The sequence below is a fragment of the Centipeda flueggei ATCC 43531 genome, assembly GCF_000160695.1.
In the GTDB taxonomy this organism is placed as follows: domain Bacteria; phylum Bacillota; class Negativicutes; order Selenomonadales; family Selenomonadaceae; genus Centipeda; species Centipeda flueggei.
The window spans coordinates 23,190-39,866 of the sequence record NZ_GG694010.1 but is presented as its reverse complement, the minus strand read 5'-3'; the positions used below and the strand labels follow the sequence as shown (position 1 = coordinate 39,866).

The window sequence follows — 16,677 nt, the reverse complement described above, 5'->3', positions numbered from 1 at the left end:
CACGCGATATGAAGTGAATTCATTTTTGAAATAGTCTACACACATAAAAATATTTTATACAAAAAAAGTATTTCATATTCTATTCAGATACGTGTTAAAATAAATCAAAGTTATGGAAGGAATGAATATGGTTGAAATCTCCTTTAATCAAGTCAGTCACAGCTTCGGATCCCATGAAATTCTGCGGCAGCTGACATGTTCCTTTCATGGCGGCGTCATTACCTCCGTTGCAGGGGGGAACGGGAGCGGCAAATCGACGCTGCTCCGTCTCGCCGGTCGTCTGATCCTTCCAACGAAAGGGAAGATTGAGACGACACTGGATGGCAAGTCGATCTGTGGAGCGGACTATCGCCGCATTCTCGCGATGGCGACACCCGAGATGGAGCTATATACCCGCCTTTCCGTTTGTGAGAATCTGACCTTCTTTCTCTCCGCACGCGGGATCTGCCCAGCGGATGGATTGCTGGAGGGACTCTTGGAGCGTGTGGGACTGCCGTCCGAGGTGCTGCCGCGCATGGCGGGGGAACTCTCGACGGGCATGCGTCAGCGTGTACGACTCGCCGTTCTCCTCGGAGCAGACGCACCCATCTGGCTCCTCGACGAGCCGGGACTTGCCCTCGATGTGCACGGACGGGAACTGCTCACTGCGGAGGCGCGGCATGCAGCTGAGCGCGGACGCCTCATCCTGTGGGCGACGAATGAACCGGAGGAAAGGAAGGCGGCGGATGCGTGCATCGATCTTACCGATAGTTCTGCACGTTGCTGCTAAGGAACTGCGTGACGGCGTACGCCACCGTGCGGGCTATGTCACGATGGGGATGTTCGCACTCACGGTGATCGCGTTCATGAGTATGTCGCTTGCGTGGGGGACGATGGATGTCCGTCTTGCCGCAGCGCTGTTCTGGATTGTCCTGTTCTTTGCAGCGACGCTGCAGGGAGAACGGCTTTTTGCCGAGGAGGAGGCCGCGGGAACACTGCTTTTCCTTCGGATCTATGTTCCGGCACAGGCCGTGCTCTTCGGCAAGATGGCAGCGCATCTCGTCACACTCATCGTGCTTGCTGTCATTACCTTGCCTCTTGTGATCATTTTGATGGATGCACCGCTTGTCCTCAATGCCGTTTTTCTCGGGACACTGCTTCTGGGACTTTGGGGCATGGCGGCGGCGGATACGCTCCTCGCGGCGGTCGCCGCAGGGGCAAGCGTACGCGGTGGGCTCGTTCCCGTGCTCCTGCTTCCGTCGATGCTGCCGATTCTCCTGCCTGCGATCTCTCTCTCGGCGGGTGGAGGAGAGCCGGTACTCCTTGGCGGTATCGCACTCTACGATATGATGCTCACGGTGGGGGCATCGATGCTGTTTGATTCTCTCTGGATCGAGAGTTAGATAGGAGTCTTAATGCTTGTCGGAGTGATTGCCGTGCTGACACTCGCATCGCTCGGTGCTGTGTTCTTCATCGTTCCGCCCGCCGAAGGGCTGGGGAACTATGTGCGCATCGCATTCTTTCACATTCCAACGGCATGGGTCGCCGTCGTCGCATTTTTTGGTGCTGCCTACTGGGGCGCACGCTATCTGAAGACACGGGAGCTGCGCTATGACGCAAAGAGCGCCCGCTCTGCTATCCTCGGTCTGATCTTCACCCTCATGGCGACGGTGAGCGGAGCGGTTTTCTCTAAGCTGACATGGGGTGCCTACTGGAACTGGGATCCCCGGCAGACGACGATCTTCGTCCTCCTGCTGATCTACGCCGCATACGTGACACTGCGCATGACGATGCGGGACGAACGTGCCCGCGCATCCTCCTCTGCCGTGTATGCGCTCTTCTCCTTTATCGCTGTTCCTTTTCTGGTCTTTATCCTGCCGCGGATGTTCTTCTCTCTCCATCCATCACCCGTCCTCAATGAGACAGGACGCATCGACATGGATGCAGTGATGCTCGGGACACTCGTGCTTTCATTGATTGATATGACACTGATCTACATTTGGCTGATGAAACGGGGGGAACCCAATGCGTAAATATTTTTTCCTCATTCTGATTCTGGGATTTATCGGCTATGCCGGCTACTTCTTTGCCGACTCGGTCACGCCGTACGTCAGTGTAGCAGATGCGCGCGCCGCACAGCGCAATGTGCAGGTCAAGGGCATCCCCGACGACACGGTTGCCCCGCACATGGAGGACGGACATTTTGTCTTTTCCATCGCCGATGAGGAGACGGGAGAGACGATGCTCGTACGATATAAGGGCGCCAAGCCGGATACGTTCGACGACGCATATCACGTTGTCGCCATCGGAAAATATACGGGCGATGCCTTTGCAGCGGATAAGCTGCTCATCAAATGCCCGTCCAAATATGAGGAAGAAAAAGGAAAGGCTCGCGCATGATCGGTACGGTACTCTTAGGTTTTGTTCTTCTCTTTGCACTCAGTGCAGTGTTCTTTGATGCCAAGGGCAGTGATTGCGGCAGCCGCATCTCTGCCATCCTCGCAGGACTTGCTGCCGTCGGTGCGTCAGCTGTTCTCTTTGCCGTTATCCTGTCCAATGATTTCAGCTACTCGTATGTGGCGAGCTACTCCTCCATCGATCTCCCGCTGATCTACAAGATCTCGGCATTCTGGGCAGGGCAGCAGGGCTCGTTCCTCCTCTGGCTCCTCATTCACGCACTTGTTGGTACGTATATGGTCTGCACCAACCGTCTGACGGCGACGGGGCGGATCATCTATCATCTCCTGACGGCGATGCTCGTCATTCTCGTATTCATCAAGAGTCCCTTTACCCCCGCCGAGCATATCATGCCCGACGGGTACGGGATGAACCCGCTGCTGCAGGATCCGTGGATGGCCGTGCATCCGCCGATCATCTTTATCGGCTATGCGCTCCTCGCCGTTCCCTTTGTATACTCGCTTGAGAGTATGATGCGCAGCCCCGCAGACGGAAACTTTCTCGCACCGATGCGCCGCTGGACGCTCATCGCGTGGTCGTTTCTCGGCGCAGGCATCTTTATCGGCGGCTACTGGGCATACAAGGTGCTCGGCTGGGGTGGCTACTGGGGCTGGGATCCCGTGGAGAACTCCTCGCTCGTACCGTGGCTGCTCTCCTGTATTCTGCTCCATCTGATCGCCGTTGCACGTACGCGGCGCGGCGCATTCTATCTCGTCCATCTCGCGGCGGTCTTCTCCTATGCGTTCGTTCTCTATGGGACGTTCCTGACCCGCAGCGGTATCCTCGGAGACTTCTCCGTACACTCCTTTGCGGGATCGGACATCGGCTTTTACATTGCCCTTGCGAATGGCATCATCCTGCTCTTTGGACTCATCGTCCTTGTGCGTCAGATGGATCGTCTTCCACAGGGGGCAGTCTACAGCGAGCACCGCAGCCGCAGCTTCCTCATTCTGCTCGGCATGCTGCTCCTCGTCTTCATCACGGTTCTTGTCTTCTTCGGTATGTCGATGCCGCTGATCTCGGGGCTCATGGGTGAGAGTGCGGCGGTGGATACGAGCTACTACGTGCGGACGACCCTGCCGATTGCCATTGTGCTTGCCCTTTTGATGGGGCTCGGCTCGCTCATGTCGTGGAACGGAACGATGGGGAAGCGTCCCTACTGGATCTTCGCTCTCACCGTTCTTGGCGGTGTTGCAGCGGGGGCGGTCGGCGTCACGGACATCCCCTCCGTCCTTCTGGCATCCTTTGCGCTCTTTGCGGCAGCAGCGGCTGCTGAGACCTATCGTCGGCATCAGATCGGTGTTGGCGGACTGCTGGCTCACGTCGGTACAGGCATGGCGCTTCTCGCCTTTATCCTCTCGGGCAGTGGCAGTCAGACGACCTCCGTTGATCTGACGCCGGATGTTCCGCAGGAGGTCTACGGACACACGGTGGTCTATCGCGGACAGGATTTTGCCGAAAATGGCAAGGAAAAGTCCTATCGCTACGAGGTGGACGGAACGCCCACCGAAGCAGTCACGAAACTGCGCGGGAGCGGCGAGGATGCAGCACGTGAGCCCGCGATTGCCAGAAGTCTCGCCGGAGATATCTACATCGCTCCAACGCCGACGACGGCAGAGCATGACGAGATGATCCTGCGGCGCGGCAGGACGGTTATGGGCATCAACGACTATGCCTACCGCTATGAGGGGGTATCCTTTGAACCGCAGGGCGGCGGAAAGACCCTCGTCACAGCGCAGATCGAGCTGACGGACGGAGAGGCAGTGGATACGGTCGAACCAACGATACTTGCCACCGATACGGGAGGGACATCCCGCCCGATCGATGTGATGGATGGAAAATTCCGCATACGCCTCACAGGTGTATCTGCGGATGAGCGTGATATACGGCTGGAGATTCTGCCCTCCTTGGCGGAGGAGATGGCGATGCCGGTGACGGCTTCCATCAGCACGAAGCCCGGTATATCGCTCCTGTGGCTCGCCTGTGTGCTCGTGACAATCGGCGGTCTCGTTGCGGCACGGCAGACGGTAAGTCCTGCCAAAGGGGGTGACGCGGAAGATCCGCTCGGTAAGAAATCATAGAAGGGAGGAAGGACACATGAATTTGAAGGAGTTCGTGCAGCAGAACACACTCCGCTGCGTCATCGGCGCATTTGTTCTGGGCATCATCGTCGTTGCGGGCGGTATGGTCATGGACAAGGCGTCGGCATCACCGAAATTCTGCGGAACCTGTCACGCCATGAAGCACGAAGCGGCGACACATGCCATGTCGACCCATGCGAATGTTGCCTGTGTGGAGTGCCATCTGCCGCACGAGAATGTCGCCATTTACTACATTGAAAAAGGGCAGACCGGTATGCACGATACGCTGCATCAGGTGCTGAACGACTACCCCGTGCACATCAAGATCTCGGATCATGGGCGGGATATCGTCAACAGCAACTGCCTGCGCTGTCACAGCTCGACAATGGGCAATGTATGCGTGGATAAGGGCAAGGACGGAAGTGCGACCTGCACGAAGTGTCACAGCCGGATTCCACATGGTTCCAATCCTTTAGAAGGGGGGATAAGAGTTGAGTAACAGAAAGAAAATCATTGCGGGTGTTGCCGGCGTCTGTGCCCTGTTCTTTGGATTCGTTGCCGTTCGTATCGGTGCGCAGCCGAATGACGACAGCGTAAAGCTGGTCGCCATCCAAGGCGGAACGGAAGCCAAGATCGGCAAAGAGGCGTATAAGGATGCCTATCCGCTCCAGTACAATTCCTTCATGAAAAACAATGAGGAAACCCCGTCGCCCACGGGCTACGGCGGCAGCATGGAGGGCAACAGTCATCTGGAGCACCAGCCCGAGATGCTCGAGAACTTCAAGGGCTACAAATTTGCCCTTCAGTATGACGATGACCGCGGGCATACGTATGCGGGCTACGATCTCCTGCATACGAAGAGGCTTCCGGGACAGAAGGGGAGTTGTCTACAGTGCAAGGGTTCGTATGTTTATGATGTGTACTTCAAAGAAGGTGGATGGGCGTATGCATCGAAGCCGTTTGATGAAGTTGCGGCTCCCATCACCGACGATGAGTGGTTTGGCTGCTCCACCTGCCACGATCCCGATACGATGCAGCTGCGCGTCTATCAGCAGGGCTTCGTCGAGGCAATGGCACGCCGTGGTGTTGACGTCAATGCCGCATCACATAATGATATGCGCGCCTATGTCTGTGCGCAGTGCCATACGGAGTACTACTTCACCGCTGAGGACGGACGTGTGAACCACCCGTACGACAACGGCCTTGATGCCGAGTCCGAGTACAAGTTCTATCAGACCGGACAGGCAGGCGGATTCAAGGGTGACTGGATGCATCCCGACTCCAAGACGATGATGCTCAAGGCGCAGCATCCGGAATTCGAGACGTGGGCGACGAGCGTTCATGCCGACGCCGGTGTTACCTGCGTGGACTGCCACATGCCCTATATGCGTGACGGAGGCAAGAAGTACACATCGCACTGGATGTCGAGTCCGCTGAAGTACACGAAGGAAGCATGTCTGAAGTGTCATGATGAGAGCGAGGAGACCCTCGTCGCCCGCGTCAAGACCATCCATGACAATACCTTTAAGGTTCAGCGCATCGCGGGACAGTCGGTCGCAAAGGCACATCTCGCGGTCAAGGCTGCGATGGATGCGGGCGTGCCCGACGCATCGCTCGAAGATGCACGTGCGAAGCTCCGCGAAGCACAGTGGTATTGGGATTGGGTCGCTGCCGAGAACGGCATGGGTTTCCACAACCCCGATAAGATCATGCGCACCCTCGGGCTCTCGATTGACCTGGCACATCAGGCGGTCGAGTCCGCACAGGCTGCACAGTATGGGATCAAGCCAATTTAAGTTTGATTTCTGAAAACAGTAAAGACAGCCGTATGAAGGTATTGCCTTCGTACGGCTGCCTTTTTATGTTGTCAAATCGCGTTTGTCCTGTTTTACACTTCCGGGAATGCGACGACGAGGAGCATCTTGAACGGCACATCCTTTGCCGCATAGACGGAATGCGGGTGGTTGGCGGGCATGACGATGCTCTCACCTGCGTGGAGTTCGTATTTCTCACCGTCGATGGTGATGATGCCCGTGCCGTCGAGCGCTGTGACGAACGCGTCTCCCTTGGATTCATGCGTGCTGATGCCTTCGCCCTTGGCGAAGGCGAAGAGCGTGATGCCGAGACCTTTATTTTGGACGAGCGTCTTGCTGACGACCTGTCCGTCTGCATAGGCAACCTGGTCCTTGAGTGACAGCACCTGTGCGTGCTCGATATTGTTTAAGATTGACATGGTAATCCCTCCTTTATGATGATAGTATAACATCTGGTTTGTCAAAAAGTCAAAGACATGCAGAAAAAATAATATTTATTCTCAAATAAAGATTTATAATAGTTATGTTTATTTGGCTGTTTTCTGTTGTCAAACACTGTGTCATGCCCTATAATAACAAATAGATTATGTTATCGTATCAATGACTTCGAAGGGAGATGTTGTTGTGGCACTCAGTCGTGAAGAGGTGATTGCTCTAGTAAAGAAATTGGCAGAAGCACCGTCGGTCTATGCGGGACTGAAGGAGAAGGCAGAGCATTTTCTCCGCGCAGCGGGAACTGCAGAGGAGCACGCTTCCTTCCACACGCTGGTCGAGGAATTGAAGGGCGATGTGCTGACGATTGATCAGCTCATTGGGTTCACGAATTCACCGGACGGAGTCAAGGCCTTTGGTGAAAAGAAGGCGCAGGAACTGACCACTGCAGCGAAGAAGGCGAAGGAGCAGGGCGAGGATACCTGCATCTGCCCTGCCTGTCAGGCTGGCAAGGCGATTCTCGCCAACCAGGCGGTCATTGGATAATCAGACGAACGGGAGGGAAGGAGCTGCTGCACGGATGTGTTCGTGTGACGGCTTCTTTTTTGCGGAAAAGGGGAAGGCATGACGGTTGCCGATGTCTATGTCAACATTCCCGTCAAGAGTATTGCCACGGCGTTTACCTATGTCGTGCCGGATGCGCTGCCGCAGATCGATGTAGGATGGCGTGTCTTCGTTCCGTTTGGCAAGGTGCGTGTCGAGGGATTCGTCGTCGCCGTACGCCCCTACGATGCGGCCCGCGACGGTGGTCATCGTCTGCGCGCGATTCTCGAGCCTGTGGACGAGGAGGCGTGGTTTACGCCGCAGCTGCTTGCAGCGGCACAGGAGCTGGCGGCATTTTATCTCTGCTCTGCGGCGGAGATGATGCGGCTCTTTATGCCGGGCAAGAGTGGGCTGCGTATTTTTTCCGCCTATGTGCCGGCAAAGAATGTGGATGAAACGCATCCCATCCTCATGGATGCGGCAGCACGCGCCGTTTACGACTGCCTCTGCGAGTATGGCGAGCAGCGCGGGGCACAGCTGCGGACGGCTCTGCCGGCGTGCGATGTGGATGGGGCATTGGAAAAGCTCCTGCGCTATGGCCTCATACGCAAGGAATACCGTGCCGACCGGCGTGACAAGGCAAAGTATGAGAAGTACTATACGGCGGGTGAGATTACGGAGGAACTGCTCCGTGCATTCACGCGGAGACCAGCGCAGCGGCGTGCATTGGAGCTCTTTCGCATGGAGCGCGAGCACACGCTCGCAGAACTGAAGCAGGCAGGGATTACGACCGCGACCATCCGACATCTGACCGATGCGCATATCCTCACGGAGCACCTGCGCCGTCAGGTGCGTGACAGCTATGCGGCAGGGCAGCGTGAGACGTGCGGAGAGACGCTGACGGAGGCGCAGCAGCGTGCCGTCGCCGCGCTGCAGGCGGGCGCTGCCGCGGAGACGTTTCACGGCTATCTCCTTCATGGGGTGACAGGGAGCGGCAAGACGCGTGTCTACATGGAGACGGCTCGAGCCGTTCGGCGCGCAGGGCGGCAGGTCATCGTACTCGTGCCGGAGATCGCGCTCACGGGTCAGCTCATCACGGCGTTTCAGGAGGGCTTTGCCGGAGATATTGTCGTCCTGCACAGCCGCCTTTCGCTCGCCGAGCGGAACGATGCCATCTTCCGCGTGCGGCGCGGCGAAGCGGGGGTCATCATCGGCGCACGGTCCGCGCTCTTTACACCGGCGGGAAATGTCGGCTGCATCATCCTCGATGAGGAACAGGATATGTCCTACAAGCAGGATGAGTCACCGCGCTATCATGCGCGCGTTGTCGCAGAGATCCTTGCACGTCGGCATGGGGCGATTCTCGTTATGGGGAGCGCAACGCCCTCACTTGAGACGTATGCGAGAGCACTCTCCGGGGAACTGACACTCCTCCGAATGCCGGAGCGCATCGGTGCGCAGTCCCTGCCGCGCGTGCGTGCTGTCGATATGCGTGCGGAGCTGCGCCTCGGGCGGCGCACGATCCTCTCCAACGATCTGCGTGACCTCCTGACGGAGACGCTGGCACGCGGCGAGCAGGCGATCATCATGCTGAATCGGCGCGGTTATTCGACATTTGTCCTTTGCCGTGCCTGTGGCTTCGTACTCTCCTGCCATGCGTGCGGGCAGCCGATGGTCTACCATGCCGACGGTACCCTTGTCTGCCATCACTGCGATCTGCGCGCCGATGTGCCTGTGGTCTGCCCCAAATGCGGCAGCCGCTGCATCAAATACTTCGGGGCGGGCACGGAAAAGCTTGAGGCAGAGCTGGAGCAGCTGCTCCCACAGGCTCGCGTGATCCGCATGGATCGTGATACGACGGGCCGCAAACACGCCCATGAGGAGATCCTCGCGCGTTTTCGTCGGCGTGACTACGACATTCTCCTCGGCACGCAGATGGTGGCAAAGGGGCATGATCTGCCCGGCGTTCAGACGGTCGGCATCATCAGTGCGGATGCGAGCCTCAATCTTCCGGATTTTCGCGCGGCGGAGCGGTGTTTTATGCTCATCACCCAGACGGCGGGACGCGCAGGGCGCCATGGTGCGCGCGGCGAGGTCATCGTCCAGACGTACAATCCGGAGCACTATGCGGTGCAATCTGCTCTGCGGCAGGACTACGAGGCATTTTATGCACAGGAGATCGTGCTGCGGCGGGAGCTGTTCTATCCGCCGCTGAGCCGTCTCGTCAAGCTCCTCTTTCACCACATGGATCGCCAGCGTGCATGGGATGCAGCAGCTGCGTTCGTGGACGTGTTTCAGAAGGCGTTTCATGGGCGACAGGGATATATGGTGATTGGTCCGTCCCCGGCACTCATCGCAAAGGAGCGTGGGGAGTATCGTTTTGTCGTACTTATCAAGACATTGGTTCTTACCGACATACAGAAATTTTTGCGGGCACAGGGACTGCACCTGCGCAATGATATCGCCATCGATATCGATCCAATCACAATTTTTTAATTGGAAACTATTGAATATAATTCAAAACCCTGCTAATCTTGGGGTAGAAGGAGATCTTTGGCAATGCGGCGATGTTTTCCTGCACAATGGAAGAAGGAATGCCTATGGTGACGGTACACGGGTATGCGAAGATCAATCTGCTGCTCGATATCCTAGGGCTGCGAGCGGACGGCTACCACGAAATCGCGACGGTGATGCAGTCTCTTGCACTCGCCGATACGCTGACGCTCACCAAGCAGGAGGCGGGGATCACGCTGACGGTTGATCTGCCGGGACTCGAGGCGGACGAGCGAAATCTCGCCCACCGCGCGGCGGCACTTCTCCTGAAGGAGTGTCGTGTGAATGGCGGTGTTCACATTCGCATCGAAAAGCGGATTCCCATCGCAGCGGGACTGGCCGGCGGGAGTGCAGATGCGGCGGCGGCACTGCGCGGTGTGAACGAACTCTATGGACTTGGACTGTCCGATGCGGAGCTTTGCCGTATCGGGGCGCAGATCGGCTCGGACGTACCGTTCTCCCTGATGGGTGGAACGGCTCTTGCCACGGGGCGCGGAGAGGTGCTGGAGCATCTGCCCGCCGCATTTGATCTGCCGGTCGTGCTCGCGAAGCCGCCTGTGGAAGTCTCAACGCCATGGGCATATCGTGCCTATGATGCCAATCCTCCCGTGCAGCATCCGGATTGTGCAGCGTTTCTGCGTGCGCTCCATGCAGGAGATACGGCGGCGTGCCTGTGTATGGCAGCAAATGTGCTCGAGCCTGTGACGGAGGCGGCACACCCCGTCGTTGGTGACTATCGTGCTCGTCTGCGTTCGGCAGGGGCAGTCTGTGCGATGATGTCGGGCAGCGGGCCTACTGTATTCGGTATTTTCGCAGTAGATGAGGCTGCTGCGCGTGCGGCAGAGAAGATGCGCCGGGAGACGGATGCTGAAGTACATCTGACGCATACGATGCGTCAGATGTGAAGGATAAGCAGAGGGATACGTATATGCAAGGAAAGTTATCGCCCGTTGTGGTCAACAGTTATCAGCCGCTGCGTGAGATTGTCTGTGAGGTGCTGCGCGATGCAATTCGCGGAGGTATTCTAAAACCGGGTGAGTGGCTGAAGGAAAATGATCTTGCCGATGAGCTACTGGTCAGCCGCACTCCTGTGCGCGAGGCGATCCGCAAACTGGAACAGGAGGGCTATGTCGTTACTGTACCGCGGCGCGGTGCATACGTGGCAAGTGTTTCGATTCGTGATATCAACGAGATCTTCGAGATTCGTGCGGCACTTGAGGCACTTGCGTGTGAACTTGCGGCAGAGCGGATTACGGAGGAGGAGCAGGAGCGATTGGAACGGCTGCTGGTCGCCATCGGCCGTGCAATTGAGGAGCATGATATGGATCGCATTGTGCGGACAGATATTGAGTTTCATGAATTGCTCTATCAGGCGGCACGCAATGAGCGTCTGCTCACGATCATCGGAAATCTGCGCGAGCAGCTGACGCGATTCCGTACGATTTCCATGTCATATCCCGGACGCCTCAAGGCAACGCTGGATGAACACCGCTCCATTGTTGATGCCATCGGTTCAGGCGATGCCCGCCATGCGCGCAGGGTGGCGGTGCGGCACATGGAGAACTCAGAGAAAACACTGCTTAATGCGATTGAGGAACAGGAAAAGAAAACGGGAACGTCCTTGGTGAATCGGCGCTCTCAGCAGTTTAAGGATAATGCTGGGGAGTCGCTGACCCAATGAAGTCTGCCCCAAGGGAGCAGCTGAATTATCAGTGCTCTTGTCGAAGAAGGCGGAGAAACGGGAGGAGAATTATGTTGGATTTTGTAACGGTGATATTGGCAGCAGGCAAAGGAACACGTATGAAGTCCAAACTGCCAAAGGTGCTGCACCCTGCCGCCGGAAAGGCAATGCTGCAGCATGTCATTGATGCGGCGAATGCAGCGGGAGCACGCCGCAATATTGTTGTCACGGGCTTTGGCGGTGAGACAGTGCGTGAGACGATCGGGGACAGTGTGGAGTATGTAGAACAGAAAGAGCAGCTCGGGACAGGACATGCCGTCCTGCAGACGAAAGAGTTTCTTGGAAATGAACGTGGAACGATCATGGTGCTTTGCGGCGATACACCGCTCCTTACAGCGGAGCTCCTGGCACGATTCCACGAAGAGCACGTTCATGCGGGGGCAAAGGCAAGTGTCCTCACCGCCATCATGCCGAATGCCAAGGGCTATGGGCGCATTGTACGGCGCGAGAGCGGAGAGGTGCTGAAAATCGTCGAGCACAAGGATGCGACGGAGGAGGAGCGTCAGATTCATGAGGTCAATGCGGGGATTTACTGCTTTGACGCACAGGCACTCTTTTCGGCACTGGCCAAGGTGACGAACGATAACGCGCAGGGAGAGTACTACCTGCCTGATGTACTCAGTATTCTGCGCGATGCGGGGGAGAAGATCTGGGCGGTCACATCGGATGACTATGAGAGTACGCTGGGGATTAACTCGCGCAGTCAGCTTGCTGTCGCCGAGCGCATCTTGCGGCGGCGCAAGACAGAAGAGCTGATGGCGGAGGGCGTGACGATCATCGATCCGCACACAACGTTCGTGGATGCCGATGTGCGTGTCGGGATGGATACAGTCATCTACCCATTTACCTTTCTTGAGGGCGATACGATGATCGGAGAGGACTGCTGCATCGGTCCCAATGTACGCTTTCAGAACATGGCGGTCGGCAACGGTGTCAAGGCACACTATGTCTATGCGCATGATGCAGAGATCGAAAGCAATGTGGAGCTCGGGCAGTTCAACCACATTCGCCCTGGCAGTCATATCTATGCGGAGGCAAAACTTGGCAATTTTGTGGAGGTCAAGAATTCCAATATCGGCGAAGGATCAAAGCTTCCGCACCTTTCCTACATCGGGGACTGCGATATGGGGGCGCACGTCAATATGGGCTGCGGTACGATCACGGTGAATTATGATGGAAAGAAGAAATATCGCACCTCCATCGGCGATGATGCCTTTATCGGGTGCAACTCAAATCTTGTTGCTCCTGTCGCGGTAGGAGAGAATGCCTACGTTGCGGCGGGATCGACCATTACCCATGACGTCCCCTCTGGTATGCTTTCCGTTGCACGCGCGCGTCAGAAGGAAATTGAGGGCTGGCACGACAAACGGAAGTGAGAGGGTTTTTCTCATAGTCGGCGGTGAAAAAGACCTCCTGTAACTCTTCCCAAACGATAGTGTGCGTGCTATACTATATACGAATTGTGTATTCAAAAGCAGCCGCATGTCCGGCATTTGGGAGGAACAGAGAAATGAGTTTTCCGGCCGATAATGTATGCATCCTGACGGGAAATGCGAATCCACAGTTGGCAAAGGCTATTGCAGACCGCATCGGGATCCCGCTCTGCGAGGCGTTTGTCGGACATTTCAATAACGGTGAGATCCAGGTGATGATCGAAGAGAGTATCCGTGGGAAAGATATTTTCATCATCCAGCCGACCAGCTATCCTGTGAATGACAATCTCATGGAGCTGCTGATTATGACAGATGCGTGCAAACGGGCATCTGCACATAGTATTACAGCTGTTGTCCCATACTATGCATATGCGCGGCAGGATCGCAAGACGCGCGGGCGTGAGCCGATCTCAGCGAAACTCGTCGCTGATCTCATGACAACGGCAGGCGTGACACGTGTCGTTACTGTCGATCTCCATGCTGGACAAATTCAGGGATTTTTTGATATTCCTGTGGATCATCTTGCTGCAGCGCCGGTACTTGCGAATTACTTTCGTGAGCAGGCGATTGAGGATCTTGTCGTTGTCTCGCCCGATCTGGGTGGTGTGACACGTGCGCGCATTATGGCGGATTTCCTCCATGCACCGATTGCTATCATCGAGAAGCGCCGGCCATGTCCCGGCTGCGCTGAGGTCATGAATCTCATCGGAGACGTGGAAGGCAAGGCGGCACTTCTTATTGACGATATTGTCGATACGGCGGGGTCACTCTGCGAGGGCGCAAAGGCTCTTTCCGCACGCGGAGCAAAGCGCGTGCTGGCAGCATGCTCGCATGCAATTTTGACGGATCCTGCGATGGAGCGCATCAATGCTTCTGTAATCGATCAGCTTGTCATCACGGACTCGGTTCCGCTTGCGCCAGAGAAAGAATCAGAGAAACTGGTTGTACTCTCACTTGCACAATCGCTCGCTGATGTCATTGTACGTATTCAAAGCCATCGTTCAGTGAGCCTGCTCTTTAATCATCACTGAGCCGCCTCCCACAGGCGGAGGAAGGGGTGTCAGATGGGACGCCCCTTTTTTCATATCCATGGAGGAGATATGCATGTTGTCATCATTGGGGGAGGACCAGCCGGTGTGTCTGCCGCCCTCTATGCACGGCGCAGCGGCGCCGAAGTGACTGTTGTTGCCAAGGACGGCGGTTCACTTGCTTGTGCTGAGAAAATTGAGAACTACTATGGCGTGGGCTCGCCCATCTCCGGAGCAGAACTTCTGCGTCGAGGTGCCGCCGGTGCACGCCGCCTTGGCGTGGCGTTTCATGCGGATGAAGTGGTCGATATTCAGCCTCAATTTGAGGACGGCGGTTTTATCGTCGAAGGAGTCAGTCGCACTTATACTGCCGATACTATTGTCCTGGCAACAGGCGCACGACATTCTTCATTCACTGTGCCCGGGATTAAGGAATTTGAAGGGCATGGAGTCAGTTATTGTGCGGTCTGTGATGCCTTCTTCTATCGCGGCAAAAGGATCGCCGTCATTGGTGCGGGAGCGTATGCACTGCATGAAGTACAGATTCTTCTGCCGCACGCTGCAGAGATAACACTCCTGACCAATGGAGCGGAACTAAAGGCGGATTTTCCCGACCGCACTGTCTTGGACACACGGAAGATACACTCCATCGCAGGGGAAGGGCGTGCGCAGCAGATCATCTTTACTGAAGGAGCGCAGATGGACGTGGATGGTGTCTTCCTTGCCGTCGGTGTGGCAGGGAGTACGGAGCTGGCGCGCAAGTTGGGTGTTTTGCTCGACCACGACAATATTGTGGTCGATGCACACATGGAAACGAACATCCCGGGGGTTTATGCCGCAGGAGACTGCACGGGAGGGCTGCTTCAAGTTGTCAAGGCTGCATATGAGGGAGCACAGGCGGGACTCTCTCTTGTGCAGAGGAAAACCCGTTAGGGAATCGGGCAGAGCACATGAAAGAGGAAAGAAGGGGGGGGGAATATGCCGGCCAGAGAACGGAAAGAATATCATTTTCGGGATTATATTGACCGATTTGATCTGTGGAGGCCTCTGACAGAGGAACAGCGCGTCCTTCTGACAGCACACACATATTATCGGTTCTGTGCAAAGGGGGAGACACTCCATCGCGGTGCACTTGGACATCTTGGTACGCTGCACATTGTATCCGGCACGCTGCGCGTCTATGTCGTCACCGATGAGGGGCGTGAGGTGAACCTCTGCTTCATGCGTGCCGGCGAGGTCGCCCTCCTTTCGAGCGCCGCATTCCTTGGCAGTGTCTCCTGTGAAGCTGCGATCGAGGCGGCAGAAAATACAGAACTGTTCTGCTCAGAGACGGGAATCTGTCATAGAATTATTGATGCAAATATTCATGTACGTCTGTTGGCGTATGAAAGTGCCGTCCACCGTCTCTCAGAGATGTTATGGCGCTTTCAGCAAATGCTCTTTACACCCGCCGACCAACGCCTGGCGAAGTTTCTTCTTGCGGAATCAGAACGCACAGCGGGCAGTGAGATTCGTCTGACCCATGAGCAAACGGCGCAGGCACTAGGCACGGCACGCGAGGTCGTCAGCCGTCTCATTGGCGAGTTTTCACAAGAAGGAATGGTACGCGCTTCACGCGGCTGCATTCATATTATGGACCGTGCTGCCCTTCGTCGTCGTGCAGATGAAGGTGTGGGAGATCGTAAATAATGTTGATTTATGCCCTTATTGTTCTCGTCCTTCTTTTACTTATTCTGTTGTTTCGTTATCTGCCGCATCGCATTTTCTTTGTTTTTGTGGTGCTTCTTGCGGCAGCCGGCGGCATCATTGTTCAGATGCAGAGCGCCGATCATGCACCTCCTCCCTTGACTCAGGAGCAGCGTACAGCGATTGCACGCGATCAGGATTACTTCATGCCATGGTGGGGGACATATCAGAAGCAAATTGCGGAACTTGACCGTAATTGGACGCGCTATCATCAGATTATAGCCGATGCCAAGGAAGGGAATACCCGCCTTTCGGTAACCTATGAGCGTCTTTCAGCACTCGAGAAAGAAATGCAGAATCTGCGCGGCCGTATTGAGCAAAATGCACCGCCGATCGAACTTTCCGATGGCGTCTATGACCATCTGGCTGTTATTCTCAGCAGAACGGACGACTATGCCGCGGCGCAGCAAAAGGCAATAACACTGACCCGTGCAGCTGCTGATCCTACCGGAATGAAGGAGAAGAATCCTGCTGCGCAGGGACGCCTCTTGGAACTTGTTATGCTGCGCGAGTCTCCTGTGGCGCTCTTTGTAGAGGATGACATTTCAGCGGTTCGCGACTACTTTGCACCGATTTCGTCGGCACACCATGCCGATGATACGGACGATAATGCCGAGGCCGGCGAAAAAAATATCGACAAATAGATCCTTTTGCGCTATAATGCGCTATGTATTGTGCGCTCGTAGTCCAGTGGATAGGACGTTAGCCTCCGGAGCTGAAAGCGTGGGTTCGACTCCCGCCGAGCGCACCATGATGAATGAATTGCCCTGCAGGATGTGCGGGGCTTTTTTCATACACCACAGAAAAGGATTTTTCTGAAATACGAAGAATATTTACAAGAAGAAGATTTTTGCTTTTTCGTTAGGAGAT

Annotated in this window: 17 protein-coding genes and 1 tRNA gene; 17 read left to right on the top strand and 1 reads right to left on the bottom strand. The window is 55.9% G+C overall.

What is annotated here, in order from left to right; translation table 11 throughout:
- Positions 1 to 127 precede the first annotated feature (127 nt).
- The 7 genes from HMPREF0908_RS09495 to HMPREF0908_RS09465 are packed head-to-tail and all read left to right on the top strand — an operon-like array spanning position 128 to position 6,313.
- Positions 128 to 769 (top strand): ABC transporter ATP-binding protein, encoded by a 642-nt coding sequence (locus HMPREF0908_RS09495; protein ID WP_211204805.1) that lies wholly within the window; start codon positions 128 to 130, stop codon positions 767 to 769.
- Positions 726 to 1,382, top strand: coding sequence for a heme exporter protein CcmB (locus HMPREF0908_RS09490; RefSeq protein WP_040572706.1), 657 nt, complete (start codon positions 726 to 728; stop codon positions 1,380 to 1,382). The genes HMPREF0908_RS09495 and HMPREF0908_RS09490 overlap by 44 nt, the downstream gene beginning before the upstream one ends.
- Before the next feature lie 12 nt (positions 1,383 to 1,394).
- On the top strand, positions 1,395 to 2,012 hold the full coding sequence (gene ccsA / locus HMPREF0908_RS09485; protein WP_006691276.1) for a cytochrome c biogenesis protein CcsA: 618 nt from the start codon (positions 1,395 to 1,397) through the stop codon (positions 2,010 to 2,012).
- A complete protein-coding gene (locus tag HMPREF0908_RS09480; protein ID WP_006691275.1) occupies positions 2,005 to 2,379 on the top strand; it encodes a cytochrome c maturation protein CcmE domain-containing protein in 375 nt (124 codons plus the stop codon). The genes ccsA (HMPREF0908_RS09485) and HMPREF0908_RS09480 overlap by 8 nt, the downstream gene beginning before the upstream one ends.
- Positions 2,376 to 4,517 (top strand): cytochrome c biogenesis protein CcsA, encoded by a 2,142-nt coding sequence (gene ccsA, locus HMPREF0908_RS09475; protein ID WP_006691274.1) that lies wholly within the window; start codon positions 2,376 to 2,378, stop codon positions 4,515 to 4,517. Before HMPREF0908_RS09480 ends, ccsA (HMPREF0908_RS09475) begins: the two co-directional genes overlap by 4 nt.
- Positions 4,518 to 4,533: 16 nt before the next feature.
- Positions 4,534 to 5,016, top strand: a complete 483-nt coding sequence (locus tag HMPREF0908_RS09470) for a cytochrome c3 family protein (protein ID WP_006691273.1) — start codon at positions 4,534 to 4,536, stop codon at positions 5,014 to 5,016.
- Complete coding sequence (locus HMPREF0908_RS09465) at positions 5,009 to 6,313, top strand: ammonia-forming cytochrome c nitrite reductase subunit c552 (RefSeq protein ID WP_006691272.1); 1,305 nt, start codon at positions 5,009 to 5,011, stop codon at positions 6,311 to 6,313. The genes HMPREF0908_RS09470 and HMPREF0908_RS09465 overlap by 8 nt, the downstream gene beginning before the upstream one ends.
- Before the next feature lie 92 nt (positions 6,314 to 6,405).
- Here the strand turns inward: HMPREF0908_RS09465 and HMPREF0908_RS09460 are convergent, their stop codons facing one another.
- The gene (locus HMPREF0908_RS09460; RefSeq protein WP_040572705.1) at positions 6,406 to 6,750 is read right to left on the bottom strand and encodes a cupin domain-containing protein; all 345 of its coding nucleotides are present in this window, start codon (positions 6,748 to 6,750) and stop codon (positions 6,406 to 6,408) included.
- 181 nt (positions 6,751 to 6,931) lie between these two features.
- On the opposite strand from HMPREF0908_RS09460, the gene HMPREF0908_RS09455 reads away from it, so the two are divergent.
- The 10 genes from HMPREF0908_RS09455 to HMPREF0908_RS09410 all read left to right on the top strand — a co-directional run bounded on the left by HMPREF0908_RS09455 (position 6,932) and on the right by HMPREF0908_RS09410 (position 16,558).
- Complete coding sequence (locus HMPREF0908_RS09455) at positions 6,932 to 7,309, top strand: hypothetical protein (RefSeq protein WP_006691270.1); 378 nt, start codon at positions 6,932 to 6,934, stop codon at positions 7,307 to 7,309.
- Between the two features lie 78 nt (positions 7,310 to 7,387).
- Positions 7,388 to 9,802, top strand: a complete 2,415-nt coding sequence (priA, locus tag HMPREF0908_RS09450; protein ID WP_006691269.1) for a replication restart helicase PriA — start codon at positions 7,388 to 7,390, stop codon at positions 9,800 to 9,802.
- 104 nt (positions 9,803 to 9,906) lie between these two features.
- Positions 9,907 to 10,764: a 4-(cytidine 5'-diphospho)-2-C-methyl-D-erythritol kinase gene (gene ispE, locus HMPREF0908_RS09445; protein WP_040572704.1), complete on the top strand. Its 858-nt coding sequence runs from the start codon at positions 9,907 to 9,909 to the stop codon at positions 10,762 to 10,764.
- Between the two features lie 23 nt (positions 10,765 to 10,787).
- Entirely contained in the window at positions 10,788 to 11,540 is a 753-nt protein-coding gene (locus HMPREF0908_RS09440) for a GntR family transcriptional regulator (protein ID WP_040572703.1), read from the top strand.
- A gap of 71 nt (positions 11,541 to 11,611) precedes the next feature.
- Entirely contained in the window at positions 11,612 to 12,976 is a 1,365-nt protein-coding gene (gene glmU, locus HMPREF0908_RS09435; RefSeq protein WP_006691266.1) for a bifunctional UDP-N-acetylglucosamine diphosphorylase/glucosamine-1-phosphate N-acetyltransferase GlmU, read from the top strand.
- Between the two features lie 134 nt (positions 12,977 to 13,110).
- The gene (locus HMPREF0908_RS09430) at positions 13,111 to 14,064 is read left to right on the top strand and encodes a ribose-phosphate diphosphokinase (RefSeq protein WP_006691265.1); all 954 of its coding nucleotides are present in this window, start codon (positions 13,111 to 13,113) and stop codon (positions 14,062 to 14,064) included.
- A gap of 69 nt (positions 14,065 to 14,133) precedes the next feature.
- Positions 14,134 to 14,994, top strand: coding sequence for an NAD(P)/FAD-dependent oxidoreductase (locus HMPREF0908_RS09425; protein ID WP_006691264.1), 861 nt, complete (start codon positions 14,134 to 14,136; stop codon positions 14,992 to 14,994).
- A gap of 45 nt (positions 14,995 to 15,039) precedes the next feature.
- A complete protein-coding gene (locus tag HMPREF0908_RS09420; RefSeq protein ID WP_006691263.1) occupies positions 15,040 to 15,750 on the top strand; it encodes a Crp/Fnr family transcriptional regulator in 711 nt (236 codons plus the stop codon).
- Entirely contained in the window at positions 15,750 to 16,451 is a 702-nt protein-coding gene (locus HMPREF0908_RS09415; RefSeq protein ID WP_006691262.1) for a hypothetical protein, read from the top strand. The genes HMPREF0908_RS09420 and HMPREF0908_RS09415 overlap by 1 nt, the downstream gene beginning before the upstream one ends.
- Positions 16,452 to 16,483: 32 nt before the next feature.
- Positions 16,484 to 16,558 (top strand) — tRNA-Arg (locus tag HMPREF0908_RS09410).
- Positions 16,559 to 16,677 lie beyond the last annotated feature (119 nt).

What these genes read in the sequence shown, in the direction of transcription:
- HMPREF0908_RS09495 (WP_211204805.1), top strand. Translation starts at nt 128, where the DNA reads ATGGTTGAAATCTCCTTTAATCAAGTCAGTCACAGCTTCGGATCCCAT.
- HMPREF0908_RS09490 (WP_040572706.1), top strand. Translation starts at nt 726, where the DNA reads ATGCGTGCATCGATCTTACCGATAGTTCTGCACGTTGCTGCTAAGGAA.
- ccsA (WP_006691276.1), top strand. Translation starts at nt 1,395, where the DNA reads ATGCTTGTCGGAGTGATTGCCGTGCTGACACTCGCATCGCTCGGTGCT.
- HMPREF0908_RS09480 (WP_006691275.1), top strand. Translation starts at nt 2,005, where the DNA reads ATGCGTAAATATTTTTTCCTCATTCTGATTCTGGGATTTATCGGCTAT.
- ccsA (WP_006691274.1), top strand. Translation starts at nt 2,376, where the DNA reads ATGATCGGTACGGTACTCTTAGGTTTTGTTCTTCTCTTTGCACTCAGT.
- HMPREF0908_RS09470 (WP_006691273.1), top strand. Translation starts at nt 4,534, where the DNA reads ATGAATTTGAAGGAGTTCGTGCAGCAGAACACACTCCGCTGCGTCATC.
- HMPREF0908_RS09460 (WP_040572705.1), bottom strand. Translation starts at nt 6,750, where the DNA reads ATGTCAATCTTAAACAATATCGAGCACGCACAGGTGCTGTCACTCAAG.
- HMPREF0908_RS09455 (WP_006691270.1), top strand. Translation starts at nt 6,932, where the DNA reads ATGACTTCGAAGGGAGATGTTGTTGTGGCACTCAGTCGTGAAGAGGTG.
- priA (WP_006691269.1), top strand. Translation starts at nt 7,388, where the DNA reads ATGACGGTTGCCGATGTCTATGTCAACATTCCCGTCAAGAGTATTGCC.
- ispE (WP_040572704.1), top strand. Translation starts at nt 9,907, where the DNA reads ATGGTGACGGTACACGGGTATGCGAAGATCAATCTGCTGCTCGATATC.
- HMPREF0908_RS09440 (WP_040572703.1), top strand. Translation starts at nt 10,788, where the DNA reads ATGCAAGGAAAGTTATCGCCCGTTGTGGTCAACAGTTATCAGCCGCTG.
- glmU (WP_006691266.1), top strand. Translation starts at nt 11,612, where the DNA reads ATGTTGGATTTTGTAACGGTGATATTGGCAGCAGGCAAAGGAACACGT.
- HMPREF0908_RS09430 (WP_006691265.1), top strand. Translation starts at nt 13,111, where the DNA reads ATGAGTTTTCCGGCCGATAATGTATGCATCCTGACGGGAAATGCGAAT.
- HMPREF0908_RS09425 (WP_006691264.1), top strand. Translation starts at nt 14,134, where the DNA reads ATGCATGTTGTCATCATTGGGGGAGGACCAGCCGGTGTGTCTGCCGCC.
- HMPREF0908_RS09420 (WP_006691263.1), top strand. Translation starts at nt 15,040, where the DNA reads ATGCCGGCCAGAGAACGGAAAGAATATCATTTTCGGGATTATATTGAC.
- HMPREF0908_RS09415 (WP_006691262.1), top strand. Translation starts at nt 15,750, where the DNA reads ATGTTGATTTATGCCCTTATTGTTCTCGTCCTTCTTTTACTTATTCTG.